Below are 24,734 nucleotides of genomic sequence, written 5' to 3'. Positions count from 1 at the left end.
TGCGGGGTTCTGTGCCCCGCCCACGCAAGGTTTGAATTCGGGGTCGACTCAGCAGGGGGTCTCGGCGCCTTTGCGCGCATACCACCACCAGGTCACGACGATGCAGGTCAGGTAGAAGCCGACAAACATGTAGAACGCCATGGCCGGGCTGCCGGTGTAGGCCATGGACGAGCCAAAGGTCTTGGGGATGAAGAACGCACCGAAGGCGCCCATTGCCGAGCTGAAACCCAGCACTGCTGCCGACTCCTTGCTGGCATCCTTGAGGGCTTGCTCACGCACGGCGGCAGGTTCGCCGGCGCTGGCCTTTTCATGCTGGGTGCGGAAGATCACCGGGATCATGCGGAAGGTGGAGCCATTGCCGATGCCGGTGGTGATGAACAGCAGCATGAACATGCCGAGGAAGCCGTAGAAGCTGCCGCCCTCGCCGTTCAGGGGCAAAAAGTGCAGGACGCCGAACACCATCACGATCATCAGCACGAAGTTCCACAAGGTCACCCGCGCACCGCCCAGTTTGTCGGCCAGCCAGCCACCCAATGGGCGTACCAGGGCACCTACCAGCGGGCCGAGGAAGGCGAATTTCAAGGCGTTGACGTCTGGGAACGAGGTCTTGATCAGCATCGGGAAGGCGGCCGAGAAGCCAATGAACGAGCCGAAGGTGGCCAGGTACAACCAGCACATCAGCCAGTTGTGCTTGCGCTTGAAGATCACCGCCTGCTCGCTGAACGAAGCGCGGGCGCTGGACAGGTCATTCATGCCGAACCAGGCAAACAGGGTCACGGTGATGATGAACGGTACCCAGATAAACCCGGCGTTCTGCAGCCACAACTGGCTGCCGTCTTCCAGGGTCTGGGGCTGGCCGCCAATCAGGCCGAACACACCGAAGGTAATCACCAGCGGCACGCAGAACTGCATCACCGACACCCCCAGGTTACCCAGGCCGGCGTTCAGGCCCAGGGCCGTGCCTTGCTGGGACTTGGGATAGAAGAAGCTGATGTTGGACATGCTCGAGGCGAAGTTGCCGCCGCCGAAGCCGCACAGCAGCGCGATCAATACAAACACGCTGTAGGAGGTGCTCGGGTCTTGTACCGCGAAGCCCATCCACAGTGACGGAATCAGCAGCGACGCGGTGCTCAGGGCCGTCCAGCGGCGGCCACCGAAGATCGGCACCATGAACGAATAGAACACGCGCAAGGTGGCGCCAGACAGGCCGGGCAACGCCGCCAGCCAGAACAACTGGTCTGTGGTGAAGCTGAAGCCGATGGCGTTCAGGCGCACGATCACCGTGCTCCACACCATCCACACGGCGAAGGCCAACAGCAGCGCCGGGATCGAGATCCACAGGTTGCGGGTCGCGGTCTGCTTGCCGCTGGCGCCCCAGAACGCCGGGTCTTCAGGGCGCCAGTCGTGGATCACCGGGCCCGAGTTGGGCTTTTGCGCGATAGTCATGCGGATTCTCCTTGGAGAGGCTGGGCCGCCGCTTTACCAAGCAGCGGTTGCTTGCGGATTTCGCTGAAGTACATCCAGGTCAGGGATACCCAGACCACGCCGTACATCAACATGAAGCAGGAGGAGCGCACGCCGGTGAGGTCCACCAGGGCGCCGAACATGATTGGCAGGACAAAGCCGCCAAGGCCGCCCGCCAGGCCGACGATGCCGGACACCGCGCCCATGTTTTGCGGATAGTCATTGGCGATGTACTTGAACACCGAGGCCTTGCCGAAGGCGAAGGCGATGCCCATCACAAACAGCAGCACGGTGAACAGGGTGGCGTTGAGGCCGATATGGAAGTCCAGCGGGCCATTGACGGTTTGCACCTGCAACTGGGTCTGCGGGTAGCTGAGCAGGAACAGGCAGATCCAGCTGACCCACAGCACCCACCAGGTCACGCTCTGTGCGCCCCAGCGGTCGGACATCCAGCCACCCACAGCGCGCAGCACGCCACCGGGCAGGGAAAAGCACGCAGCCAACAGCGCGGCGCTTTGCAGGCTGAAGCCGTATTCCTGCACGTAGTACTTAGTCGCCCACAGCGCCAGGGCCACGTAGCCGCCGAACACAATCGAGTAGTACTGGCAGTAGCGCCACACGGCCGGGTCCTTGAGGCACAGCAGTTGCTCGCGCAAGGTCGCGCCGCCGGAACTGCGGTGGGCCTTGTTCTCGCTGGTGAGGAACCAGAACAGCAGCGCGGTGATAAACAGGATCGCGCTGAACACTTTCGGCACCAGGTGCCAGGTCCCCAGGGCAATCAGGGCCGGCGCCAGAAACTTGGTGACTGCAGCCCCCGCGTTGCCGGCGCCGAACACGCCCATGGCAAAGCCCTGGTTGTCTTTGTCGAACCACTTGGCGACGTAGGCGATACCCACCGAGAACGAGCCGCCGGCCAGGCCGACAAACAGCCCCAGCACAAGGAATTGCCAGAAGGCGGTGGCGTAGGTGATCAGGTACAGCGGCAGCACGCAGGTGAGCATCAAGACAAAGAACACGATGCGCCCGCCGAAGCGGTCAGTCAGCAGGCCCAGGGGCAGGCGCACCAGGGAGCCGGTCAGTACCGGGGTGGCGGCCAGCAGGCCGAACTGGGTTTCGTTGAGTTGCAGCAGCTCTTTGATCGGCACGCCGAGGACGGCGAACATCATCCAGACCATAAAGCACACGGTGAAGGCCAGTGTACTCATGCCCAGCACCAGGCCCTGTCTTACACGGGGTTGAGTCACGGTTTGCGCTCCCAGAAGTGATTCCATGAGCGCAGGTTAGGGGCGAGGCCCTCCAGGAACTTGACCCAGATCAACGTCCGCCTGGGGGGTATTGGCCTATGCTTAGCCCGTCTACCTCTAAGGAGGTAGGCCCAATAACAAGAGAAAGTCTTTATTTATCAATGGATTGATCTCTTGTGCCGGCTTTTTCCCGTGGGAGGGTCCGCCGGCAACTCTTTAGAGGTAGTGCGCCAGGGAATGCACAATTCAATGCTGTTTCCCGTGCCAGGTGCCGTCATGCTGCTGTTCTTACCCCTTCGATTACGCCGTGATGTTTAACTGGCTGCGCAGCTCCCTGCCCGCACGCGCCGGTGTCGCGGTCATCCTGATTGCAATCCTGGCCCTGGCCAGTTCCCTAAGCGCCGGGCTGATCGCCTGGTTCAGCCAGGGCGATGGCGCGGCCATCAACACCGCAGGCTCGGTGCGCATGGAGACCTACCACCTGAGCTGGAAGCTCGCCGACCATGCCCCCGCCGACGAGATCCAGGCCATCACTCAAAGCCTGCAACGGCGCCTCGACAGCCAGTCGTTGAAAGCAGTACTGGAAGACGGCCCCCACAGCGCCTTGCAACAGAGCTACCGGCAGATCCAGCAACACTGGAACCAGGAGCTGCGCCCGGCCATCGAGCGCGACGACGGCGCCCTCTTCCGCGAACGCGCGCCGGCTTTTGTCGAGCAACTGAACCAGTTCGTCAGCCTGTTGCAGCAACAGAGCGAGCACAAACAAGGCTGGCAACAGTTGATCCAGGGCCTGGCGCTGTTCAGCACGCTGATCATCCTGCTGCTTGGGCTGTATGAATTGCAGTACGGCGTGGTCACCCCCTTGAAGGAACTGGTGGACGCCACCCGGCGCTTTCGTGAGGGGGATTACCAGACCCGGGTCAATCACCGCTCCCAGGATGAGCTGGGGCAGTTGGCCCTGAGCTTCAACACCCTGGCCGAAACCATCGAGCAGTCCCACCGCACCCTGGAAAGCCAGGTGCAGCAAAAAACCCTCAATTTGCAGCAGGCCAACGCCGCCCTGGAATTGCTCTACGAGAGCAGTCGCAGCCTGGCCACGCGCCTGGCCAACGCCGAAGGGCTTGACGAGTTGATCCGGCGCTTCCAGAAACGCCTGCCGGGCCTGCGCCTGTCGCTGTGCCTGCAAGGGCACTTCCTCGCCCCGGCGCAACAGATGCTCGCGCTGCACGGCGGCAACAGCCGCAACGTCTGCGCCATTGGCGATTGCGCCACCTGCGAGCGCCATCACGTGGCCCCGCCCCAGGTGTTCAGCATCAGCAACCAGGGCGCGGAACTGGGCGAACTCAAGGCACACTTTGTCGACGGCCATGCGCCCCAGGCCTGGGAGCAACAACTGATCCAGGCCCTGGCCAACCTGATCGGCACCTCGCTGTCCCTCAAACGCCAGCGCGAACAGGACCACCGCCTGCTGCTGCTCGACGAACGCACCATCATCGCCCGCGAACTACATGATTCCCTGGCCCAGGCCCTGTCCTATATGAAGCTGCAAGTCAGCCGCATGCAGACCCTGCTGCGCCGCGACGAACCCAAGGCCACCCTGGAAACCGTCACCGGCGAACTGCGCGAAGGCCTGAACAATGCCTATCGGCAGCTGCGGGAGTTGCTCACCACCTTCCGCCTGCAAATTCACGATGCCGGGCTGGTCCAGGAGCTAAAAGACACCGCCGAGGAATTCTCCCGGCGTGGCGAGTTCCAGGTACACCTGCACGTGGATGCCCTGGCCTTCCAACTGTCGGCCAGTGAACAGATCCACCTGTTGCAGGTGACCCGCGAAGCCCTGTCCAACTGCCTGCGCCATGCCCATGCCGAGAATGCCTGGCTGCAACTGCGCCAGCATGGCGAAACCGTCAGCCTGAGCATTGAAGACGATGGCCGCGGCTTCAGCGAGCCGGTGGACCAACGTGAACACCACGGCCTGACCATCATGGACGAACGCGCCCGCAGCCTGCACGGCCAGCTGGACATTTCCTCCCGCGAGCCCCAGGGCACCCGGGTGCACTTGCTGTTTCGCCCGGAATTTCTCGGGCCCTCCCTACAAGAAGGTAGCTTGTCATGAACACGGCGCTCATCAACCCATCAGTCCGCCACCGCATCCTGCTCGTCGACGACCATCCGATGATGCGCCACGGCATGCGCCAGATGCTCGAACTGGAAGATGACCTGCACGTGGTGGGCGAAGCCGGCAATGGCGAAGAAGCCCTGGGCCTGATCGAATCGCTGCAACCGGACCTGGTGCTGCTGGACAACAACATGCCGCAGATGAACGGCCTGGAAACCCTGCGCCGCCTGCGGGCCATGGCCTATGGCGGCAAGGTCTTGCTGTTTACCGTGTCCGATGCCGAAGACGACATCCGCGACGCCCTGCGCCTGGATGCCAATGGGTATCTGCTCAAGGACATGGAGCCGGAGTTGCTGATCCAGTACATCCGCGATGCCCTGCACGGCGCCCTGGTGATCAGCCCCGGCCTGACTCGGGTGCTGGCCCAGGCCCTGCGCTCGCCCCAGCCCCATGCGGCGGTGGAACTGACCGAGCGCGAGCGGCAGGTGTTGAAGACCATTGCCGGGGGGTATAGCAATAAGGTGATCGGGCACAAACTGGGGATTACCGAGGGCACGGTGAAGGTGCATGTGAAGAACTTGCTGCACAAGCTGGGGTTGCGCTCGCGGGTGGAAGCGGCGGTGTGGGCGATGGAGCATTTGCGTCAGGCTGGGTAGGGACTGATGTACCGCCATCGCAACAACGGATATGTACCCCACCCCAAACATGGCCATCGCCAGCCACCCAATGGCGACAGTCAGTTACGTCACCGCACTTTCACCGTCAACGCCCCCACACTCGCCAGGACAATCACCGTCCCCACAATCACCATCACCGAAGGCCGCTGCGCCAATATCACCCACGCCATCAGCATCGCCACCGGCGGTATGAGATAAAGCGCAATCGCTGCCCGACTGACCTGGCTATGCGTCAGCACATAAGCCCAGGCCAGGTACGCCAGCGCACTGGGAAAGATGCCCAGCACCAGCACTGCCAGGTTCACCGACACCGAAGCCTGGGCCAACTCCGCCGGCAGCCCTGGCAGATACACCAGCAGCAACGCCGTACCTGACCAGAGGGTGAAACACACCAGGGTCAGCCCGTCGTAATGCTGGGAATAACGCTTTTGCAGAGCGAAATACAGGCTCCAGGACGCCGCCGCCAGCAGGATCAACAACCCATGCCCATCCAGCTCGCCCAAGCCGCGATCCCCTACCGCCACCACCCCGGCGCCGAGCAGACCGCCGAGCACGCAGCCCCACTGCCAGGCGCCGAGCCGCTCCCTGAACAGCGTGCTGGCAAGTAACGCGCTGAACAAGGGCGTGGATTGCGCCAGGACGCTGGCAGCGCCGGCACTCACACCGCGCTGGCCGTAGTTGAGGGCGATGTGGTGCAGCGTCACCGCAAACAATCCCAGCACCGCAAACAAAGGCAAATCCCGCAGTCTAGGCCGGGAAATCCCCTTGATCCAGGCCACACCGGCCATGAACCCGGAGGCGATCAAAAAACGCAACAACGCCAGGTTATCGGGCGCATAAGCCTGCAACGCGATATGGATGCCGATCGGCGAATACGCCCAGCAGAGAATGACGAAGAGTGTTGCCAGGATAATTTTTGCACGAGGCATGAGCGTTCTCAGGGACGTGGCAGCACACAGGCACTGCCTGGCAAAAGTATGAGAAACCCCAGCCCCGGAAAAAAGTGACTTAAACTGAGCCCACTCTTCACTCCAGGTGAACCATGGAACTGTCCCAACTGCGCATGTTCAAGGCGGTCTACGAACTGGGCAGCATCGCCCGTGCGGCGCAGCAGCTGCATTGCGTGCCGTCCAATATCACCGCAAGGCTCAAGTCCCTCGAGCAGGAACTCGGCGTCGCGCTGTTTGTGCGCGAGGGCCGGGGTCTGCGGGTCAGCCCCGCCGGCGAAGTGTTTATCGAATATGCGACGAAAATCCTCGACCTGACCGAAGCCTCCCGGCGTGCCGTCGCCCCCGGTGGCGCGCCCCATGGGCGACTGCGCATCGGTGCTATCGAGTCCAGCGCAACCGGGCGCTTGCCACAGCTGCTGGCGCGTTATCACGCGTTGTACCCCCAAGTGTCGCTGGAGTTGAGCACCGGCACCTGGTCGCAGTTGCTCGATGATATCCAGCACCATCGGCTGGACGCGGCGATTGTCGCCGTGGATGTGCAACGCCCGGGGCTGGAAAGCGCGGTGCTGTACAGCGAAGACCTGATACTGATTGCCCCCACGTCGCTGGGCCCGGTGCGCAGCGTCGCGGACCTGCAGGGCCTGACCCTGTTTATGTGGCCCTCAGGTTGCCCCTATCGCCTGGCGCTGGAGCAGTGGTTGTCTCGCCACGACCAGGTCTGCCCCATCGTCAGCATCGCCAGCTACGGCACGATTGTCGGTTGTGTCAGTGCTGGCAGCGGCGCCGCGCTGGTGCCTCGGGGGATCTACGAGCAATACCGCCAGGGTGCCAACTGGCAAGGCCATGAGTTCGCGGAACTGACGCACATCGACAACCGGTTTTACTGGCACGCCCATGCAGGTTGTCACCCGGCCCGGGATGCATTTTCGGCACTGCTGCGCGAACACTCCCTCTACGGGGCTACCTCCAACGAGGCATAGGCCCCGCCGGCCGCACGCCCTACCATGGGCGGGAGCGGAGGTACGCCATGTTGACCCACCCATCCATCGTCTTAACCCTGCGCCGGCATCATCTGTTCAGTCCGTTGCCGGAGAAGATCTTCCAGGACGTCTGCACCCTGGCCAACCTCAAACGTCTGCCCGGGCATGTGACCCTGATGCACCAGGGCGACCCTGCCGATCGGTTTTTCCTGCTGGTCAGCGGCCAGGTCAAGTTGCACCGGGTCACCGGCGAAGGCCAGGAGCACTTGGTGGAGGTTATCCGCCCCGGCCAGACCTTTGCCGAAGCCCTGTTGTTCAGCCACGCCAAGGCGTATCCGGTAAGTGCCACGGCGCTCAAGGACAGCGTGCTGGTGAGCATCGAGGGCCATCATTACCGCAAGGCCCTGGAGGACCAGCCGCAGATCTGCCTGGCGATCCTCGGCACGATGAGCATCCACCTGCATCAACGCCTGAAGGACATCGACACCCTGAGCCTGGCCAACGCCAGTCGCCGGGTCATCAACTTCCTGATCCAGGAGCGCGATCTGGCCAGTGGCGATGTAGTGCTGCAAGTGCCCAAGCGCCTGGTGGCCTCCAAACTGGGGATTCAGCCAGAAACGTTTTCGCGGATTCTGCATCGGCTGGTGGACGCCGGGCTGATTGAAGTGCAACGGCGCACCATCCGCATTATGTGCGAGGAGCAGTTGATGACCTATCAGGCCGGCTGACTTAGAATCGACGGCATTCTTCGCCCGCCTTCCTGACACGAGCGCCCCCATGAGCTTTGATTTCGACACGATCCACCCTCGCCTCGGCACCGGCAGTACCAAGTGGAGCCGTTACCCAGAAGATGTCTTGCCGATGTGGATTGCCGACATGGATATCGCCGCGCCACCGGCGATCCTCAAGGCCCTGCACGCACGCCTGGACCAGCAGATGCTCGGCTACAGCGTCGCCCGGCCAGAAGTGCGCGAAGCGATCATCCACGACCTGTGGGACAAGTACGCCTGGCGCGTGCAGCCCGATGAACTGTTGTTCCTGCCGGGCGTCGAGCCCGGTTTCAACATGGCTCTGCACGCCTTTGTCCAGCCAGGCCAGTCGGTGGTGTTGCAAACCCCCAACTATGCGCCGCTGCGCCATGCCGCGGGCAACTGGAACCTGCCCAAGATCGAAGTGCCCTTCGAACTGAACGACCAGGGCGAATACCTCACCCCCCTGCCCGCTTTGCGCCAGGCCTTGAAAGGCGCCGGTGCGTTGCTGTTGAGCAACCCCCACAACCCACTGGGCAAGGTGTTCCCCCGCGAGGAGCTGCTGGCCGTGGCCAACGCCTGCCTGGATCAGGGCACGCTGATTATCTCTGACGAAATCCATGCCGAGCTGTGCTTTGACGGGCGCCGGCATATCCCCACCGCGTCGCTGAGCGCAGAAATCGCCCGCCGCACCATTACCCTGATGTCAGCCAGCAAGGCCTACAACGTCGCCGGCCTGAAGACCTGCTTTGCCATTGTCCAGGACCCGCTTATCCGCGAACGCTTCAACAAGGCGCGCTGCGGCATGGTCGACAGCGTCAGCCCCCTGGGCCTGGAAGCCACCTGGGCGGCCTATAGCCAATGTGATGAATGGTTGAAAGCGTTGGTGGCGTACCTGCAAGACAACCGCGACTACCTGCTGGATGCCGTACAAAAACGCCTGCCCGGCGTGGTCATGCATGCCCCGCAAGGCACCTACCTGGCCTGGCTGGATTGCAGCGCCCTGGGCCTGGACGACCCACAGCGGTTTTTCCTGGAACAGGCCAAGGTGGGTTTGAGTGCAGGTGTGGAATTTGGCGATGACAGCCAGCAGTTCGTGCGCTTGAACTTCGGCTGCCCGCGGGCGTTGCTCGAAGAAGGTATTTCACGCCTGGAACGTGCGCTGAAAACCCTGTAGGCGCCGGCTTGCCGACGCCTGCAAGGGCTGGGCTCAGAGCTTGGCGATGGACACTTCGGTGGATTTGACGAAGGCAATCACTTCGCTGCCCACCTTCAACTCCAGGTCGCGCACCGAGCGGGTGGTGATCACCGAAGTGACGATTCCGGACGCCGTCTGCACGTCGATTTCGGACACCACTTCGCCGAGCAGGATTTCCTTGATCACGCCCTTGAACTGGTTGCGCACGTTGATCGCTTTGATGGTCATGTGGGTTTTCCTTTCACTGTTGGGTCAATTCGCACGAATGCGCAGGCCTTTAAAATGCGCCCTCCGCACCAACAATAAAAGGAATAAATAACTATTTATTTATTCCTTTTTTGAATATTAAAAACCCACTGTTGCCGACACCAGCCACGTCCGCGGCGTCGACAGTGTCAGGCCCGGCGCGCTGTCGCTGGAGGTCGCGGCCGACGCCCAGTAAGTGGTGTCCAGCACATTCTCCACGGTCGCGCGCAGGGTCACAGGGTTTTCCTTGACCTTGAAGGTGTAGCGCGCGCCCAGGTCATAGCGTTCCCAATTGTCGATTTTCTGCTGGTTGGCCGCATCCAGGTACTGCGCGCCGGTATGGATCGCACGGGCGGTCAGGGTCACGCCTTGCAGGCGTGGGATATCCCATTCGGCGCCCAGGTTGACGTTGGCAATCGGCGCACCGGTGCCACGCTTGCCGTCGGTCAGGCCCTGGGCGGTCTTGGTCTGTTCGCTGTCGAGCAGCATCACCCCACCGAGCAGGCGCACGCCCGTCAGGGGCTCGCCAAACACGTTCAGTTCCACACCCTGGTTGCGCAATTCGCCGTTGGGCTTGAAGAAACCCTGGCTGTCGATGCCATAGGCCGGCTGCTTGATCCGGAACACGCTGGCGCTCATGCCGAAGCTGCCCATGTCGTACTTGGCGCCGACTTCCACCTGCTTGCTCTTGGTCGGTGGGAAGATCGCGTTTTCATTGCGCACCCCGCTCGATGGCGCGGTCTCGCCCTGGCTCAAGCCTTCCATGTAGTTGGTGTACAGGGACAACTGATCGGTGACTTTCACCACCAGGCCCAGGGCCGGCGAGGTAGCTTGTTCGTCGTACTCCGGCTGGTCCTTGATGCCATTGCTCCAGGAGGTGACCTGGACCTTTTGCAGGCGGGCGCCGAGGGTCAGCAGCACCCGTTCATCAAAAAAAGCCAGGGTGTCGGCCAGGGCCAGGCTGGTGAAACGGTTTTCGGTGTGGGTGCTGGTGTCCCAGCGCACGGCCTTGCCTGGGCGGGGCAAAACCACCGGGTTGTAGAGGTTGCTCTTGCCGGGGGTGTAGCGCTCGCCGGCATTGTCGAAATCCATATTGAACTGATTGAGGCTGACATTGAGGGTGTGCCCTACCGAGCCGGTGTCGAACCAACTGCGCGCGCCGACGGTGACGGTCTTGACGTCTTCGTCGCGACGGAAGCTGCGCGGCACCACGGTGAAGTCGCCATTGCTCTGGGTTGCCTGCACGCCGTGGCGCAGGAAGTCGTAGTTGCCTTTGCGCGCCCCGGCTGCGGCATAGACCATCAATGAATCGCTGACATCAAACTCGCCACGCACCGCGCCAAAGGTGTCTTTGGTATGGGAGTAGGTCCAGGACTGGGCGAAGTTGTCACGGATGTCCTTGGCCTTGGGCATCACGCTACCCTTGGCGATTTCCACGCGCTCCTGAGGTGCGTCGCCGGTGCGTTCCTGGCGCCCGAGGTCGAGGGACAGGCGCACCCGCTCCTTGCGGTAGTCGAGGCCGATCACTGTCATTTCACGGTCCACCTCCTGGTGATCCCATTCGGTATCGCCGGACTGCTTCACGCCATTGAAGCGCACGCCAAACTGCTGCTCATCGCCAAACCGCCGACCGATATCCACCGCCCCCCCGAACTGCCCGGCCGAGGCATAGCTGCCGGTGAACTCGGTGAGCGGTGTGTCGCCGGCGCGCTTGGGCTCGATATTGATCCCGCCACCGATGCTGCCCCGAGGCGCGATGCCACCGAGCAAGGCGCCGGGGCCCTTGAGGATATCGACGCGCTCGACCATTTCCATGTCGATGGCGTAGGTCGGCAGCACGCCATACAGGCCGCCGTAGGACACATCACTGTTGAACAGGCTGAAACCGCGCACCGAGAACTGCTCGAAACGCCCGCCGGCCGGGTTGGTGATGCGCACCGAAGGATCGCTGGCAACCATCTCGCCGAGGGTCCGCGCCTGCAGGTTTTTCACTGCCTTGGCGGTATAGGACGTGAGGTTGAACGGCGTATCCATAAAGTCGCCGTCGCCGAGCATGCCCTGCGCACCTTTGCGCGTGACCTGGTCACCGGCGTAGGTTTCGGCGACGGGTGTGTTCGCGGCCCCGAGAATCGAGGTGGCTGGCAACTGGTAGGTACCGCCCTGCGGCGCGGGGATCAAGGTGTAGGCACGCTCACCCACCGCCTGCAATTGCAGGCCCGAGCCCTGCAGCAGACGCGCGAAGCCTTCCTCGACGGCAAACTCACCGGAGATCCCGGCGCTTTGCCGGCCGCCGACCAGGGCCGGATCGACCGACAGATTGACCCCGGCCAGCCCGGCAAAGCGGGTCAACGCACTGCCCAGGGTGCCGGCCGGCACCTGATAACTGCGTCGGGCCGCGTCCTCGGCCCAGCTCACAGGAACAAACAACGGACTGGCACTCAGGCTCAGCACCAAACTCAGGCGCAACAATGATGGCGGGACGACGGGCATTAAAAGGCTCTCTGTTTTCGTTCACTTGCCTTGGATGACAGGCGAGCCGAAAAAAAGGGCCACGGTCTTGCGAACAGGCCGATAAAAAAGTGGGAAAGGGCTTGTGTGGGAGTGGGCTTGCCCGCTCCCCCATGGGACCTGCAGGGACAACAAGATCGCGATCAGCCCAGGGTTTTGCGCGGCTGCAGCGTGACCCAATAGCGTGTGCGGAACTGCACCTGCAGCCCATGAGTGGTGGCCAACAGGCTGAGGATGGAGTCGGTGTCGTCCAGGCGGAAACTGCCGGTGACGCGCAAGGTTTCCAGGCTCGGGTCCCAGCGCAGGACGCCCGGGCGGTAGCGATCCAGTTCGCGCAGGAAGTCACCCAGCGCCTGGTTCTGCGCCGTCAGTACACCGTCGCGCCACCCCAGTTGCTGCACGTCGAACGGCATCGGCGCCCCCAGCCCCACAGGTTGCAGCCGTATTTGTTGCCCTCCCTGCACCCAGGCAGCACGCCCGTGCCCGTCGAGTACTTGTACCCGCCCCTTGAGCACCGACACCAGGCAAGCATCCGCCAACTGGCGCACGCAGACCTCGGCCTGGCTGGCGATAACCTGGCCATAACGGTTATGTACGGTCAATGCCGTCGTACCGGGTACGGTCAGCGCCATCTCCCCTTCGACCAGGGTCAGGCGCCGCGCAGCGAGGTCCACATCCACCGCGCTGGCGGTGTTCAGTTGCAGGGTGCTGCCATCGACCAGCGGCACGCGCTTGCGCTCGCCAGTGGCGGTATGCAGGTCGGCACGCCATACGTCGAGGGGTAACTGGCGACTGAGCAACCAGGCCGCCGGCACCAGCGCAGCCACGCCCAGGGCACGCTTGAGCACGGCGCGCCGGCCCGGTTGCGGGCGGTCGAGGCTGGCCATGGCCAGGGAGGATGGTAAGTCGGCAAAGCGCTGGCGCAGCAGTTGCGCTTTTTGCCAGGCCTGTTCGTGCTGGGGATGGCTGTCGCGCCATTGTTGCAAGCCGGCATGGTCGCGCTCGCCAGCAGTGCCGGACTCCAACAGCGCCAGCCAGTGCGCCGCGGCCCGGGCCACATCCGCTGGGGTACGGCTCACAGTTCCACCAGCAGGCAATGTTCGTAGGCCTGGGCCATATAGCGCTTGACCGTGCGCTCCGAGACCTTGAGGCGCTCGGCAATCTCCCGGTAGCCCAGGCCTTCGAGCTGGCTCCAGAGAAACGCCCGGCGCACCACCGGCGCCAGGCCGTCGAGCAATTCATCCAGGGCCTGCAGGGTTTCCAGTAGCAACCAGCGTTGCTCCGGCGACGGCACGCACTCTTCAGGCAGGCGTGCCAAGGCATTCAGATACGCCTGCTCCAGGCTGCGGCGCTGGTGGAAATTGACCAGCAGGCGCTTGCCCACCGTCACCAGATAGGCCCGTGGTTCCTGCAATTGCGACACTGGCTGGGCGCTGGCAAGCACCCGCAGGAAGGTGTCCTGGCTCAGGTCGGCGGCATCCCAGGCGTTGCCCAGGCGCCGGCGCAACCAGCTTTCCAGCCAACTGCGATGGTCGCGGTACAAAGTGCTCAGGCTGGGTTCTGCGGCGGTCGTTGGCAATACGGCATCATTCATGGCAAGCGAACCCTGGGCGGCGCGAGTGAGTCTCAAATGAGATTCATTCTATTTAATATCCCCGCGCCACACCATGATCTTTTTACCGGGCAGACCGCCGGCTCTCCTTGAAGTCTTTGCCCACTCCCACAGCCAGGAGGTCCATCATCGTCATCAACGCATCACGACCATCCCTGCCACCAGCACCACCGGCCACGCCAACATCGCCGCCCGCCATCCCCAAGGCGCATGCCGCAGTTCCATAAACCCATCGGCAATCACCCAGGCCTTGGCCACCGCTGCCAACACCACCAGCCACCACCAGCCCGCAGCGCCGGACATGACGGTGCCCACGCTCAGCAGCACCAGCCCGGCCCAGCACGCCAGCAATTTCACAACACGTACACCAACGGAAACAGCACCACCCACACCAGATCCACCATATGCCAATACAACACCCCGGACTCGAAACCCGACTGACGCCCCGGACCATAGGCCCGGCGCCAGCAGCGCAACGCCAGCCACGCCAGGATCAGCATGCCCAACAGCACATGCAGAAAATGAAACCCGGTCAAAATCCAGTACAGGGTAAAGAACGTGCTGCGCTCCAGGCCCAGGCCGGCCGCAGCCAGGTGCCCGTACTCGCCAAGTTTGATCCACACATAAACCGCCGCCACCGCCAGTCCCAACGCCAATAACCCACCTGCCCGCCGTGGGCGACCTGCAATGACCTGTTGCTGTGCCAACGCGGCGAGTAGGCCGGCCGTCAGCAGGCTGAGGGTCATCGCCAGGCCGGTGGAGGTATCCAACTGTTCGCGGCCCTCGGCAAAGACCTCGGGCCGCAGCGTCTGGGTCACGGCAAAGGCGAGGATCAGAATCGCAAACACCGAGAGTTCGGCGAGGATAAAGAACCACATCGCCAAATCACCCGGCAGCCGCCGCTCAACTGAAATGAACATCAACCACGTCCATCAGGGCCGCGACGGTTTGCGGGTCGTCGCTCAGCGCTTCCGCCAGGCAGGCCATGCAGGCTTCGCGCGGGTGCATGCCAGCGGCAATCAGGCGGGCGGAGAAGATCAGCAAGCGGGTGGACGCCACTTCTTCCAGGTCATGCTGGTCCAGCCGGCGCAAGGCCTGCCCCAGGCGCACCACCTGGGCCGCCAAGGCGCCATCCACCTGAGCTTCGCGGGCGACGATGCGCTCTTCTTCGGCTGTCGCGGGATAACCAAAGCGCATCGCCACAAACCGCTGGCGGGTGCTGGGTTTCATTCCTTTGAGCAGGTTCTGGTAACCGGGGTTGTAGGACACCACCAACATGAACGACGGCGGCGCCTTGAGGACTTCGCCCGTGCGTTCCAGGAACAGCTCGCGACGGTCATCGGCCACCGGGTGCAGGACCACGGCGGTGTCTTGCCGTGCCTCGACCACTTCGTCCAGGTAGCAAATGCCCCCTTCACGCACTGCGCGGGTCAACGGGCCGTCCTGCCACCAGGTGCCCTGGGCGCCGATCAGGTGGCGGCCGATCAGGTCGGCGGCGCTGAGGTCGTCGTGACAGGCCACGGTATACAGCGGCAATTGCAGACGGTGGGCCATGTGCTGGACGAAGCGGGTCTTGCCGCAGCCGGTGGGGCCCTTGATCAGCACCGGCATGCGGTGGCGCCAGGCGTGCTCGAACAACTCATGTTCGTTGTTGACGGCTTGGTAGAAGGGTTCGGTCATAGCGCACCTTGCATGGACAGCGGGTTTGGCAGCCACGCTACGGGGGCCTGCGACAACCTGGCAAGCCGTACTCAGGGCAAACTTGATCGCCGTCAAGCGGTCATTCACCCGCCGCGACATAGTCTCTGCTGGCACTAAGAACCTGCGCTCTACCCAGATCGCAAAGGTCTTGCCTGAGGAGATATGGAATGCTGACTCGCAACAAAACACCCTTCGTACTGACGCTGGCCAGGCTCAGCTGCGCGCTGGCCCTGGCCCTCTCAACACAGGCCTTCGCGGCGGCTCCCGCGCCGGTTGCAGCCATGGTCAAGAGCCCCGGCGCACCGGACTTGAGCCAAGCCGAGTTCGATGCCTCGAAGCAGATTTACTTCGAGCGCTGCGCCGGTTGCCATGGTGTGTTGCGCAAAGGCGCCACCGGCAAGCCGCTGACCCCGGACATCACCCAGGCCCGGGGCCAGGCGTATCTGGAAGCCCTGATCACCTACGGCTCCCCCGCCGGCATGCCGAACTGGGGCACCTCCAATGCGCTGACCAAGGCGCAGATCACCAGCATGGCGACCTTCATCCAGCACACCGCGCCCACCCCACCGGAATGGGGCATGGCCGAGACGCTCAAGACCTGGAAGCTGCTGGTCAAACCCGAAGACCGTCCCAAGAAGCAGCTCAACCAGCTGAACCTGGAAAACCTGTTCTCCGTGACCCTGCGTGACGACGGCAAAATCGCCCTGATCGACGGCGACAGCAAGAAAATCGTCAAGCTCATCGACACCGGCTACGCCGTGCACATCTCGCGAATTTCCGCTTCGGGCCGCTACCTGCTGGTGATCGGCCGTGACGCCAAGATCGACATGATCGACCTGTGGCCTGCCGAGCCGACCAAAGTCGCCGAGATCAAGGTGGGCATCGAGGCCCGTTCGGTGGAGACCTCCAAGTTCAAAGGCTATGAAGACAAGTACGCGATTGCCGGTTCCTACTGGCCGCCGCAGTTCACCATCATGGACGGCGAGACCCTGGAGCCCAAGCAGATCGTTTCGACCCGCGGCATGACCGTGGACAAGCAGGAATACCACCCCGAACCACGGGTGGCGGCGATCATCGCATCCCACGAATGGCCCGAGTTCATCGTCAACGTCAAAGAAACCGGCAAGGTCATGCTGGTCAATTACCAAGACATCAAAAACCTCACCATCACCACCATCGACGCCGCGCCCTTCCTGCACGACGGCGGCTGGGACAGCACCCATCGCTACTTCATGACGGCGGCGAACAACTCCAACAAGGTTGCAGTGATTGACTCCAAGGAGCGCAAGCTCACCGCTCTGGTGGATGTCGGCAAGACCCCGCACCCCGGCCGTGGCGCCAACTTTGTACACCCGCAATACGGTCCGGTGTGGGCCACCAGTCACTTGGGTGACGGTGGGGTTTCGGTGATCGGCACCGACCCGGTCAAGCACCCGCAGTACGCCTGGAAGCAAGTGACCTCGCTCAACGGCCAGGGCGGTGGCTCGCTGTTTATCAAGACCCACCCCAACTCGCGGCACCTGTATGTCGACACCACGCTCAACCCCGACACCAAGCTCAGCCAGTCGGTCGCGGTGTTCAACATCGACAAGCTCGACGCTGGCTACACCGTACTGCCGATTGCCGAATGGTCGGGCATCAAGCAAGGCGCCCTGCGCGTGGTGCAGCCGGAATACAACAAGGCAGGCGATGAAGTGTGGTTCTCGGTGTGGAACGGCCAGGAAGAGGAGTCGGCGCTGGTGGTGGTCGATGACAAGACCCTCAAGCTCAAGAACGTGATCCGGGACAAGCGCCTGATTACCCCGACCGGCAAGTTCAACGTCTACAACACCCAATTCGACATTTATTGAGCTTCATCAACAAGAGGCAAACCAATGAAAAATATCCTGCTTGCACTGGCGACCCTGGGCGCGGCCCTGAGCCTGTCCACCGCAATGGCCGAAGACGGCGCGGCGCTGTTCAAGAGCAAACCCTGTGCCGCCTGCCACACCATCGACAGCAAGATGGTGGGCCCGGCGCTCAAGGAAGTGGCGGCAAAAAATGCCGGCGTCAAGGACGCTGACAAAACCTTGGCCAGCCACATCAAGAACGGCACCCAGGGTAACTGGGGACCGATTCCGATGCCGGCCAACCCCGTCACGGATGCCGAAGCCCTGACCCTCGCCCAATGGGTGTTGAGTCTGAAATAAGCACAAGGAGCGCGCCATGCAAATCTCGATGATCGGTTCGGCCATGGCGCTGCTCTTCCTCATTCCTGCGCCGGTGCACGGAGCACCGGCGCCTGCGCGCCAGGTCCAACTGGAACACCTGTTGACCCAGGACTGTGGCGCCTGCCACGGCCTGCACCTGACCGGTGGCCTGGGCCCGGCCCTGACCCCGCAAGCCCTGTCTGGGCAAACCCGCGACAGCCTGATTGCCACCGTGACCTATGGCCGCCCTGCCCTGGCGATGCCCGGCTGGGCGCCGTTGCTCAATGCCGGCGATATTGCCTGGCTGGTGGATCGCCTCCTGCAAGGAACCCCCGCGCCATGATCCGTCCCCTGCTTGCCTGCATTGCCGGCCTGTTGCTCACCGCCTGCTCCCAGCCACCGTTGCGCGGCAGCGGCGACCTGGGCCTGGTGGTGGAGCGCGCCAGCGGCAGCCTGCTGATTATCGACAGCAGCCACCAGGCCCGCCTGGCAAGGGTCGAGGGGCTGGGCGACCTGTCCCACGCCTCGGCAGTGTTTTCCCGGGACCAGCGCTACGCCTACCTGTTTGGCCGTGACGGCGGGCTGACCAAGGTCGACCTGCTGACCCAACGCATCGACAAACGCCTGATCCAGGGGGGCAACAGCATCGGTGGCGCGATCAGCCAGGACGGGCGTTTGATTGCCGTCTCCAACTACCAGCCCGGTGGCGTCAAGGTGTTCGACGCCGTGACCCTGCAACAGGTGGCCGATATCCCGGCCACGCCCCAGGCCGACGGCAAACGCTCGCGGGTGGTGGGCCTGGTGGATGCGCCGGGACAACGCTTTGTGTTCAGCCTGTTCGATACCGACGAGATCTGGAGCGCCGATTTCAGCCAGGGCAACACCCCGGCCATCACCCGCTTCACTGGCATTGGTCGCCAGCCCTATGACGCGCTGATCACCGCCGATGGCCGTTACTACATGGCCGGGTTGTTTGGCGAGGACGGCATGGCCCAGCTCGACCTGTGGCACCCCGAACATGGGGTCAAGCGTGTGCTCGCCGACTACGGTCGCGGCCAGCAAAAACTGCCGGTGTACAAGATGCCGCATCTGGAAGGCTGGGCCGTGGCCGATAACCAGGCCTTCGTGCCCGCCGTAGGCCGCCATCAGGTGCTGGTGATGGATGCGCGCACCTGGCAACAGACCGCCACCATTGCCGTGGCCGGCCAACCGATTTTTGTCACCGCACGGCCCGACGGGCGCCAGTTGTGGGTCAACTTCGCCTACCCGGACAACGACCGGGTACAGGTGCTCGACACTGAAACCCACCAGGTGGTCGCGGACCTGCGTCCCGGCCCTGGTGTGCTGCATATGGAATTCACCGGGCGCGGTGAGCAGCTGTGGCTGTCGGTTCGCGACGGCCAACAGGTGCAGGTCTGGGATCCTTATCGCTTGACCTTGCTCAAGACCCTGCCGGCCGAAAGTCCCAGCGGAATCTTCTTCAGCAGCCGCGCGCAAAAAATGGGGTATTGAGATGGAACTTGACGAGCTCACCACGCGCCTGATCGACCGCTATCAACATGGCATGCCGCTGTGCGCCGAGCCTTACATGGAAATGGCCAACACCCTCGGCTGCAGCGAGAAACAGTTGATGGCCTGCCTGCAACGCCTGGAACTGGCAGGCGCACTGTCACGGGTCGGGCCGGTGTTCGATCACAGCCGCGCCGGGGCCAGTACCCTGGCCGCCCTGGCGGTGCCCGCCGAACGCCTGGAGCAGGTGGCCGCGCGCATCAGTCGCTATCCCGAGGTCAATCACAACTACGCCCGCGAGCATCACTACAACCTATGGTTTGTGCTGACCGGGCCCAATCGCCGGCACCTGGAACAGATTCTCGACGAACTGGAAAAAGACACAGGCCTCATCCCTCTGGACCTGCCGATGCTCACCTCCTACCGCATCGACCTGGGCTTTGCCCTGGGAGGCCACCTGTGATCGCGCCGCTGAACCACGAGCAACTGCTCGACCTGCGCCAATGCCTGGAGCGCGGCCTGCCGAGGGTGTCGCGGCCCTATGAAGACCTGGCCGAGCAGATCGGCGCCCATCACCAGCAAGTGTTGCGGCAGATGCAGCAATGGCAGGAGCAGGGCCTGTTCCGCCGCGTCGGCCTGGTGCTCAACCACCGCGCCCTGGGCTTTGTGGCCAACGCGATGCTGGTGCTGGATGTGCCCGATGCGCTGATCGACGAAGTCGGCCAGCGCCTGGGTTGCGCGCCGGGCATCACCCTGTGCTATCAGCGGCCACGGCGCTTGCCGCACTGGCGCTACAACCTGTTCTGCATGGTCCACGGGCGTGAGCGCGCAGCGGTGCAGGCGCAGATCGAGGCACTGTTGCAACAGCACCTGCTCAGCGACCTGCCCCACCACCTGTTATTCAGTACACGCATGTTCAAGCAGTGCGGCGGGCGTTTTGCGCCACCGCCATCCCAGGTATGGGCCCATGGATGAACTTGACCGTCAGTTGATCAACCGCCTGCAACGGGGCCTGCCCCTGGTTCGTCACCCGTGGCAGTTACTGGCTGCAGAGCTGCACAGCACGCCCGACGAACTGCTCGACCGCCTGCACCTGCTGCTCGAAGACGGCGTGCTGACGCGCTTCGGGCCGATGTTTGATATTGAGCGCCTGGGCGGCGCCTTCACCCTGGCCGCCCTGGCGGTACCTGAAGCACGCTTTGAACAGGTCGCGGCGCAGCTCAACGAACTCCCGCAAGTGGCCCATAACTACCGGCGCGAGCATCACTGGAACATGTGGTTTGTGCTGGCCTGCGGCACCGCCGAAGAGCTCGAGCAGACCCTCTCGCACATCCACACCATCACCGGGCTTGAGGTGCTTAACCTGCCCAAGGAGCAAACCTACCATGTCGGTCTGTACTTCCCGGTTTGACGAGAGCCTGGCCCAGCGCTTGATCCATTTGACCGACGCCGGCCTGCCCCTGTTGGAAGACCCCTGGACCTGGCTCGCCGAGCAATTGGGGATCAGCGTCGAATCCACCCTGGACCTGCTCAAGCGCTTGCAGGGTGAAGGCGCGATCCGCCGGATCGCCGCCGTGCCCAATCACTATCGCCTGGGCTATCGCCACAACGGCATGACCGTGTGGGATGTGTGCGATGAACAGATGCCGCGCCTGGGCGAACTGATCGGCGCCCAACCCTTTGTCAGCCACTGCTATCGCCGGCCCCGGCGCGCGGACTGGCCCTACAACCTGTTCGCCATGGTCCATGGCCGCAGCCGCGAAGAAATCGACAGTTACCGTGAACACCTGCGCTTCTTGCTGGGCGATGCCAGCCGGGCGGACGAGATGTTGGTGAGCAGTCGCATCCTGAAAAAAACCGGCCTGCGCCTGACCCAACGATCCACGGTGGAAGCTGCCCACACAGATGCTGGATGACCCACCGCTAACGCAGCCTCGCAGGGCGAGACAGCTCCCCCACACAAGGACCACCCCATGCTTAGGATCAGTCATTACCTGCGCACCCTGGCCGGCCAATGCCCACCACCGCGCAGCGCCAAACCGGGCAGCGACCGCGCGCCGGTGGTGATCTGGAACCTGCTGCGCCGCTGCAACCTGACCTGCAAGCACTGCTACGCCACCAGCGCCGACAGTGTGTTCCGCGATGAGCTGGATACCGAGGCCGCGCTGAAGGTGATCGACGACCTGCACGACGCAGGGGTCAAGGTGTTGATCCTCTCGGGCGGCGAGCCCTTGCTGCGCGATGACCTGTTCCAGCTCAGCGCCTATGCCCGCGCCAAGGGCTTTTTCGTGGCGCTGTCGAGCAATGGCACGTTGATTGACGAAGGCAATATCCAGCAGATCGCCGATGCGCGCTTTGACTATGTGGGCATCAGCATTGATGGCTTGAAGGCCACCCACGATGCATTCCGCCAGTGCGAGGGCAGTTTCGAGCGCTCGATGCATGCCATCAGCCTGTGCCGCCAGGCTGGCATTCGTGTAGGCCTGCGCACCACCCTGACCCAGGAAAACCACGCGCAGTTGCCGCAACTGCTGGGGCTGATGCGCGAATACGATGTGCAGAAGTTCTACCTCTCGCACCTCAACTACAGCGGGCGCGGCAAGCGCAGCCGGCAACTGGACGCCCATCAGCAGATGAGCCGCGACGCCATGCTGATGATCTTCCAGCAGGCCTGGAACGACGTCCAGAACGGCGTGGCCAGCGATTTTGTGAGCGGCAACAACGACGCCGACGCCGTGCTGTTGCTGCAATGGGTGCATCAGCATTTGCCGGAACACTACCCGCAACTCGAACACCTGCTGCATGCCTGGGGCGGCAATGCCTCGGGCAGCGGTATCGCCAATATCGACAACACCGGCGAAGTGCACCCGGACACTTACTGGTGGCAACACTCGGTGGGCAATGTGCGCCGCACCTCGTTTCGCGAAATCTGGCTGGAACGCCCCGACCCGTTACTGCTGCGCCTGCGCCAATACCCGCGGGAGGTCGGTGGCCGTTGCACCGACTGCCGCTGGCTGAACATCTGCAACGGCAACACGCGCACCCGCGCCTGGGCCGACGGCGATCTCTGGGGCCCGGACCCCGGTTGCTACCTCAGCAACGCAGAAATCGCCCGCACCCCGCCCACCTTGATTCCTTGCTCGGCACGCTGAACCACCGGCCGCTCACCTGGTGAAACAACCGGGGAGCGCCAACCTGATGATGAACCAAGGAAGTCTCATGCACTCAACCTACGCCTTACCCTACGCGCTGCACAGCCCCTTCCACCCCGGCGAAGTCGCCCTGGTCGGCGCCGGTCCCGGCGACCCGCGCCTGTTGACCCTGCGCGCCTGGAGCCTGCTGATGCAGGCGGATGCAGTGGTGTTCGATCGCCTGATCAGTGCCGAGTTGCTGACCCTGATCCCGCTGACCTGCGCCCGCCATTACGTGGGCAAGGCCAGCGGATATCACAGCCTGCCCCAGGAGCAGATCAATGAATTGCTGGCCGAACTGGCTCAGCAAGGACAGCGCGTGGTGCGGCTCAAGGGCGGCGACCCCTTCGTGTTTGGCCGCGGTGCCGAAGAGCTGGAATACCTGCTGGCGCAAGGGGTGTCGTGCCAGGTAGTGCCAGGCATCACCGCAGCATCCGGCTGCAGCGCCTATGCGGGCATCCCGTTGACGCACCGTGATCTGGTCAACTCGTGTCGCTTCGTCACCGGGCATTTGCAGCGCGACGGTGAGTTGAAATTGCCCTGGGACAGCCTTGCCGACGGCAGCCAGACCCTGGTGTTCTACATGGGCCTGTCGAACCTGGCGATGATCGCCGAACGCCTGATCGGCGCCGGGCTGTCTGCGGAGACGCCGGCGGCGTTGATCTGCAACGGGGCCCGCGTCGACCAGCAAGTGCATCGCGGCACCCTGCGCCAACTGCCGGCCCTGGCTTTGATGTGCGAGCCCAGCGTGCCGACCTTGACGGTGATCGGGCATGTGGTGGATCTGTTTGCCGATGCGCCCCTGCACTACCCCGCCAGCCTCGCGCCCGCTCACCTCGCGCGGCCCAGGGTGGCAGTATGAAGCGCCTGTGGCTGGTGCCGCTGCTCTGGGCCAGCGCCGCCCACGGTGCGCCGGATGCCGCCGCCGATTACCAGCAGCATTGCCAGAGCTGCCATGGCCTCAACCGGGTCGGCAGCACCGGCCCGGCGTTGTTGCCGGAGAGCCTGGGGCGGATCAAGCCGGCCGAGATTCGCCAGGTCATCGAACACGGGCGCCCGGCCAGCCAGATGGCGGCATTCGCCGGTCAACTCAGCGCGCAAAAGATCGACGGCCTGGTGACGTTCCTGCAACAGCCGCCCGCCACGCCCGCGACCTGGAACGAGCAGGATATCCGCAGCAGCCACCGCCAACTGGCCGACCTCAGCCAACTGCCCAGCACCCCGCAGCATCACGCCGACCCGCTGAACCTGTTTGTGGTGGTGGAATCCGGTGACCATCACATCGACATTCTCGACGGTGACCGTTTTGAGGTGCTCGACCGTTTTGCCTCGCACTTTGCCGTTCACGGCGGGCCGAAGTTTTCCCCGGACGGGCGCTTTGTGTACTTTGCTTCGCGCGACGGCTGGATCAGCCTGTATGACCTGCATAACCTCAAGCTGATCGCCGAGGTCCGCGCCGGCCTCAATACCCGCAACCTGGCGGTGAGCAAGGACGGGCGCTGGGTGCTGGTGGGCAATTACCTGCCGGGTAACCTGGTGGTGCTGGATGCGCGCGACCTGTCGCTGGTCAAGACCCTGCCGACGAATTCGCGGGTCAGCGCGGTGTACACCGCACCGCCGCGCAACAGTTTTATCGTCGCCCTCAAGGATGTGAATGAGGTCTGGGAGTTGTCCTACGCGGCCGCGACCCCGAGCTTCGAGCCCCGGCGCATCCAGGCCCAGGACGTGCTCGATGACTTTTCCTTTTCCCCTGACTACCGGCAACTGCTCGCCACTTCGCGCAAGGCCGGTGGCGGGCAAGTGATCGACCTCGACTCCGGGAAGGTGGTCACCGACATCGCGCTGTCGGGTATGCCGCACCTGGGCTCGGGGACCTACTGGCAACGCAATGGGCAGTGGGTGTTTGCCACGCCGAATATCAGCAAGGGGCAGATCTCGGTGCTGGACCTCAAGACCTGGAAACTGATCAAGGAAATTCCCACCCTCGGGCCGGGGTTCTTTATGCGCAGCCACAGCAACTCGCGCTATGTGTGGAGTGATGTGTTTTTCGCACCCGGCAACGATGCGATCCACTTGATCGACAAGCAGACCCTGGAAATCGCCCATACCCTGCGGCCCATGCCGGGCAAGACCGCAGCACATGTGGAGTTCACCAAGGATGGGCGCTACTTGCTGTTGAGCATCTGGGATCGCGAGGGCGCGTTGATCGTGTATGACAGCCAGACGTTGCAGGAGGTCAAGCGGATCCCCATGAACAAGCCTTCGGGCAAGTACAACGTGGGGAACAAGATTGAGTTTGCGGAGGGGACTTCGCATTGATGGGGGGCTGGATGGCTGGCGACAGTGACGTGCCAGCCAGTAACGGCGGTGACTGAAGGGCCGCCATCGCGGGCACGC

26 protein-coding genes are annotated in these 24,734 nt (G+C 63.3%); 16 read left to right on the top strand and 10 right to left on the bottom strand.

What is annotated here, in order from left to right; translation table 11 throughout:
- Positions 1 to 48: 48 nt before the first annotated feature.
- Together HBR93_RS15935 and HBR93_RS15930 are read right to left on the bottom strand one after the other, a co-directional pair.
- Entirely contained in the window at positions 49 to 1,446 is a 1,398-nt protein-coding gene (locus tag HBR93_RS15935; RefSeq protein WP_169960674.1) for a NarK family nitrate/nitrite MFS transporter, read from the bottom strand.
- Positions 1,443 to 2,708, bottom strand: coding sequence for an MFS transporter (locus HBR93_RS15930; RefSeq protein ID WP_169960673.1), 1,266 nt, complete (start codon positions 2,706 to 2,708; stop codon positions 1,443 to 1,445). Before HBR93_RS15930 ends, HBR93_RS15935 begins: the two co-directional genes overlap by 4 nt.
- Positions 2,709 to 3,018: 310 nt before the next feature.
- Between HBR93_RS15930 and HBR93_RS15925 the strand changes: the two genes are divergently transcribed.
- Both HBR93_RS15925 and narL read left to right on the top strand, forming a co-directional pair.
- A complete protein-coding gene (locus HBR93_RS15925; protein ID WP_057436849.1) occupies positions 3,019 to 4,824 on the top strand; it encodes an ATP-binding protein in 1,806 nt (601 codons plus the stop codon).
- Between the two features lie 11 nt (positions 4,825 to 4,835).
- Positions 4,836 to 5,483 (top strand): two-component system response regulator NarL, encoded by a 648-nt coding sequence (gene narL / locus HBR93_RS15920; RefSeq protein ID WP_081044232.1) that lies wholly within the window; start codon positions 4,836 to 4,838, stop codon positions 5,481 to 5,483.
- Between the two features lie 89 nt (positions 5,484 to 5,572).
- On the opposite strand, the gene HBR93_RS15915 is transcribed toward narL, so the two are convergent.
- Positions 5,573 to 6,433, bottom strand: a complete 861-nt coding sequence (locus tag HBR93_RS15915; RefSeq protein WP_057445050.1) for a DMT family transporter — start codon at positions 6,431 to 6,433, stop codon at positions 5,573 to 5,575.
- Between the two features lie 113 nt (positions 6,434 to 6,546).
- Between HBR93_RS15915 and HBR93_RS15910 the strand changes: the two genes are divergently transcribed.
- Genes HBR93_RS15910 through HBR93_RS15900 form a run of 3 tightly spaced genes read left to right on the top strand, consistent with a single transcriptional unit; the run spans position 6,547 to position 9,360 of the window.
- On the top strand, positions 6,547 to 7,434 hold the full coding sequence (locus HBR93_RS15910) for a LysR family transcriptional regulator (protein WP_120733264.1): 888 nt from the start codon (positions 6,547 to 6,549) through the stop codon (positions 7,432 to 7,434).
- A 47-nt stretch (positions 7,435 to 7,481) separates the two neighbouring features.
- Positions 7,482 to 8,162, top strand: a complete 681-nt coding sequence (locus HBR93_RS15905; protein ID WP_169960672.1) for a Crp/Fnr family transcriptional regulator — start codon at positions 7,482 to 7,484, stop codon at positions 8,160 to 8,162.
- A 49-nt stretch (positions 8,163 to 8,211) separates the two neighbouring features.
- Complete coding sequence (locus tag HBR93_RS15900; RefSeq protein WP_057445048.1) at positions 8,212 to 9,360, top strand: PatB family C-S lyase; 1,149 nt, start codon at positions 8,212 to 8,214, stop codon at positions 9,358 to 9,360.
- Between the two features lie 33 nt (positions 9,361 to 9,393).
- Here the strand turns inward: HBR93_RS15900 and HBR93_RS15895 are convergent, their stop codons facing one another.
- The 7 genes from HBR93_RS15895 to HBR93_RS15865 all read right to left on the bottom strand — a co-directional run bounded on the left by HBR93_RS15895 (position 9,394) and on the right by HBR93_RS15865 (position 15,427).
- A complete protein-coding gene (locus tag HBR93_RS15895) occupies positions 9,394 to 9,609 on the bottom strand; it encodes a TOBE domain-containing protein (RefSeq protein WP_003173733.1) in 216 nt (71 codons plus the stop codon).
- Positions 9,610 to 9,726: 117 nt separating this feature from the next.
- Positions 9,727 to 12,117 (bottom strand): TonB-dependent receptor, encoded by a 2,391-nt coding sequence (locus HBR93_RS15890; protein WP_169960671.1) that lies wholly within the window; start codon positions 12,115 to 12,117, stop codon positions 9,727 to 9,729.
- Between the two features lie 161 nt (positions 12,118 to 12,278).
- Positions 12,279 to 13,214, bottom strand: coding sequence for a FecR domain-containing protein (locus HBR93_RS15885; RefSeq protein WP_169960670.1), 936 nt, complete (start codon positions 13,212 to 13,214; stop codon positions 12,279 to 12,281).
- Positions 13,211 to 13,729, bottom strand: coding sequence for a sigma-70 family RNA polymerase sigma factor (locus HBR93_RS15880; protein ID WP_169960669.1), 519 nt, complete (start codon positions 13,727 to 13,729; stop codon positions 13,211 to 13,213). Before HBR93_RS15880 ends, HBR93_RS15885 begins: the two co-directional genes overlap by 4 nt.
- A 153-nt stretch (positions 13,730 to 13,882) precedes the next feature.
- Positions 13,883 to 14,104: a cytochrome C oxidase subunit IV family protein gene (locus HBR93_RS15875; RefSeq protein ID WP_057959367.1), complete on the bottom strand. Its 222-nt coding sequence runs from the start codon at positions 14,102 to 14,104 to the stop codon at positions 13,883 to 13,885.
- Positions 14,101 to 14,667, bottom strand: a complete 567-nt coding sequence (locus HBR93_RS15870) for a cytochrome c oxidase subunit 3 (RefSeq protein WP_169960668.1) — start codon at positions 14,665 to 14,667, stop codon at positions 14,101 to 14,103. The genes HBR93_RS15875 and HBR93_RS15870 overlap by 4 nt, the downstream gene beginning before the upstream one ends.
- Positions 14,651 to 15,427 (bottom strand): CbbQ/NirQ/NorQ/GpvN family protein, encoded by a 777-nt coding sequence (locus HBR93_RS15865; protein ID WP_169960667.1) that lies wholly within the window; start codon positions 15,425 to 15,427, stop codon positions 14,651 to 14,653. The genes HBR93_RS15870 and HBR93_RS15865 overlap by 17 nt, the downstream gene beginning before the upstream one ends.
- Positions 15,428 to 15,729: 302 nt before the next feature.
- Between HBR93_RS15865 and nirS the strand changes: the two genes are divergently transcribed.
- The 11 genes from nirS to HBR93_RS15810 all read left to right on the top strand — a co-directional run bounded on the left by nirS (position 15,730) and on the right by HBR93_RS15810 (position 24,656).
- Positions 15,730 to 17,298 carry a nitrite reductase gene (gene nirS, locus HBR93_RS15860; RefSeq protein WP_232544800.1) on the top strand — a complete coding sequence of 523 codons (1,569 nt, stop codon included), beginning with the start codon at positions 15,730 to 15,732 and terminating at the stop codon, positions 17,296 to 17,298.
- 24 nt (positions 17,299 to 17,322) lie between these two features.
- Complete coding sequence (locus HBR93_RS15855; RefSeq protein WP_169960665.1) at positions 17,323 to 17,637, top strand: c-type cytochrome; 315 nt, start codon at positions 17,323 to 17,325, stop codon at positions 17,635 to 17,637.
- A gap of 43 nt (positions 17,638 to 17,680) precedes the next feature.
- A complete protein-coding gene (locus HBR93_RS15850) occupies positions 17,681 to 17,980 on the top strand; it encodes a cytochrome c (protein ID WP_225923881.1) in 300 nt (99 codons plus the stop codon).
- Positions 17,977 to 19,149: a cytochrome D1 domain-containing protein gene (locus HBR93_RS15845; RefSeq protein WP_169960663.1), complete on the top strand. Its 1,173-nt coding sequence runs from the start codon at positions 17,977 to 17,979 to the stop codon at positions 19,147 to 19,149. Before HBR93_RS15850 ends, HBR93_RS15845 begins: the two co-directional genes overlap by 4 nt.
- A gap of 1 nt (position 19,150) precedes the next feature.
- Positions 19,151 to 19,609: an Lrp/AsnC family transcriptional regulator gene (locus tag HBR93_RS15840; protein WP_057959364.1), complete on the top strand. Its 459-nt coding sequence runs from the start codon at positions 19,151 to 19,153 to the stop codon at positions 19,607 to 19,609.
- On the top strand, positions 19,606 to 20,121 hold the full coding sequence (locus HBR93_RS15835) for an Lrp/AsnC family transcriptional regulator (protein WP_057436868.1): 516 nt from the start codon (positions 19,606 to 19,608) through the stop codon (positions 20,119 to 20,121). Before HBR93_RS15840 ends, HBR93_RS15835 begins: the two co-directional genes overlap by 4 nt.
- A complete protein-coding gene (locus HBR93_RS15830; RefSeq protein WP_115128342.1) occupies positions 20,114 to 20,557 on the top strand; it encodes an AsnC family transcriptional regulator in 444 nt (147 codons plus the stop codon). The genes HBR93_RS15835 and HBR93_RS15830 overlap by 8 nt, the downstream gene beginning before the upstream one ends.
- Positions 20,532 to 21,062 (top strand): Lrp/AsnC family transcriptional regulator, encoded by a 531-nt coding sequence (locus HBR93_RS15825; RefSeq protein ID WP_169960662.1) that lies wholly within the window; start codon positions 20,532 to 20,534, stop codon positions 21,060 to 21,062. The genes HBR93_RS15830 and HBR93_RS15825 overlap by 26 nt, the downstream gene beginning before the upstream one ends.
- 57 nt (positions 21,063 to 21,119) lie before the next feature.
- Positions 21,120 to 22,298, top strand: a complete 1,179-nt coding sequence (nirJ, locus tag HBR93_RS15820; protein WP_115128344.1) for a heme d1 biosynthesis radical SAM protein NirJ — start codon at positions 21,120 to 21,122, stop codon at positions 22,296 to 22,298.
- Positions 22,299 to 22,365: 67 nt separating this feature from the next.
- Entirely contained in the window at positions 22,366 to 23,199 is an 834-nt protein-coding gene (gene cobA, locus HBR93_RS15815) for a uroporphyrinogen-III C-methyltransferase (protein WP_169960661.1), read from the top strand.
- Positions 23,196 to 24,656 (top strand): cytochrome D1 domain-containing protein, encoded by a 1,461-nt coding sequence (locus HBR93_RS15810; RefSeq protein WP_169960660.1) that lies wholly within the window; start codon positions 23,196 to 23,198, stop codon positions 24,654 to 24,656. The genes cobA and HBR93_RS15810 overlap by 4 nt, the downstream gene beginning before the upstream one ends.
- The last annotated feature ends 78 nt before the right edge of the window (positions 24,657 to 24,734 follow it).

The organism is Pseudomonas sp. WS 5411 (assembly GCF_012985595.1).
Lineage (GTDB): Bacteria > Pseudomonadota > Gammaproteobacteria > Pseudomonadales > Pseudomonadaceae > Aquipseudomonas > Aquipseudomonas shahriarae.
This window is presented reverse-complemented; position numbering and strand designations above follow the sequence as displayed.

Coding starts and splice junctions, on each gene's coding strand:
- HBR93_RS15865 (WP_169960667.1), bottom strand. CDS start 15,427: ATGACCGAACCCTTCTACCAAGCCGTCAACAACGAACATGAGTTGTTC.
- HBR93_RS15890 (WP_169960671.1), bottom strand. CDS start 12,117: ATGCCCGTCGTCCCGCCATCATTGTTGCGCCTGAGTTTGGTGCTGAGC.
- HBR93_RS15825 (WP_169960662.1), top strand. CDS start 20,532: ATGTCGGTCTGTACTTCCCGGTTTGACGAGAGCCTGGCCCAGCGCTTG.
- HBR93_RS15810 (WP_169960660.1), top strand. CDS start 23,196: ATGAAGCGCCTGTGGCTGGTGCCGCTGCTCTGGGCCAGCGCCGCCCAC.
- HBR93_RS15870 (WP_169960668.1), bottom strand. CDS start 14,667: ATGTTCATTTCAGTTGAGCGGCGGCTGCCGGGTGATTTGGCGATGTGG.
- HBR93_RS15880 (WP_169960669.1), bottom strand. CDS start 13,729: ATGAATGATGCCGTATTGCCAACGACCGCCGCAGAACCCAGCCTGAGC.
- cobA (WP_169960661.1), top strand. CDS start 22,366: ATGCACTCAACCTACGCCTTACCCTACGCGCTGCACAGCCCCTTCCAC.
- nirS (WP_232544800.1), top strand. CDS start 15,730: ATGGTCAAGAGCCCCGGCGCACCGGACTTGAGCCAAGCCGAGTTCGAT.
- HBR93_RS15855 (WP_169960665.1), top strand. CDS start 17,323: ATGAAAAATATCCTGCTTGCACTGGCGACCCTGGGCGCGGCCCTGAGC.
- HBR93_RS15895 (WP_003173733.1), bottom strand. CDS start 9,609: ATGACCATCAAAGCGATCAACGTGCGCAACCAGTTCAAGGGCGTGATC.
- HBR93_RS15915 (WP_057445050.1), bottom strand. CDS start 6,433: ATGCCTCGTGCAAAAATTATCCTGGCAACACTCTTCGTCATTCTCTGC.
- HBR93_RS15935 (WP_169960674.1), bottom strand. CDS start 1,446: ATGACTATCGCGCAAAAGCCCAACTCGGGCCCGGTGATCCACGACTGG.
- HBR93_RS15905 (WP_169960672.1), top strand. CDS start 7,482: ATGTTGACCCACCCATCCATCGTCTTAACCCTGCGCCGGCATCATCTG.
- HBR93_RS15850 (WP_225923881.1), top strand. CDS start 17,681: ATGGCGCTGCTCTTCCTCATTCCTGCGCCGGTGCACGGAGCACCGGCG.
- nirJ (WP_115128344.1), top strand. CDS start 21,120: ATGCTTAGGATCAGTCATTACCTGCGCACCCTGGCCGGCCAATGCCCA.
- HBR93_RS15925 (WP_057436849.1), top strand. CDS start 3,019: ATGTTTAACTGGCTGCGCAGCTCCCTGCCCGCACGCGCCGGTGTCGCG.
- HBR93_RS15845 (WP_169960663.1), top strand. CDS start 17,977: ATGATCCGTCCCCTGCTTGCCTGCATTGCCGGCCTGTTGCTCACCGCC.
- HBR93_RS15910 (WP_120733264.1), top strand. CDS start 6,547: ATGGAACTGTCCCAACTGCGCATGTTCAAGGCGGTCTACGAACTGGGC.
- HBR93_RS15900 (WP_057445048.1), top strand. CDS start 8,212: ATGAGCTTTGATTTCGACACGATCCACCCTCGCCTCGGCACCGGCAGT.
- HBR93_RS15840 (WP_057959364.1), top strand. CDS start 19,151: ATGGAACTTGACGAGCTCACCACGCGCCTGATCGACCGCTATCAACAT.
- HBR93_RS15830 (WP_115128342.1), top strand. CDS start 20,114: ATGGATGAACTTGACCGTCAGTTGATCAACCGCCTGCAACGGGGCCTG.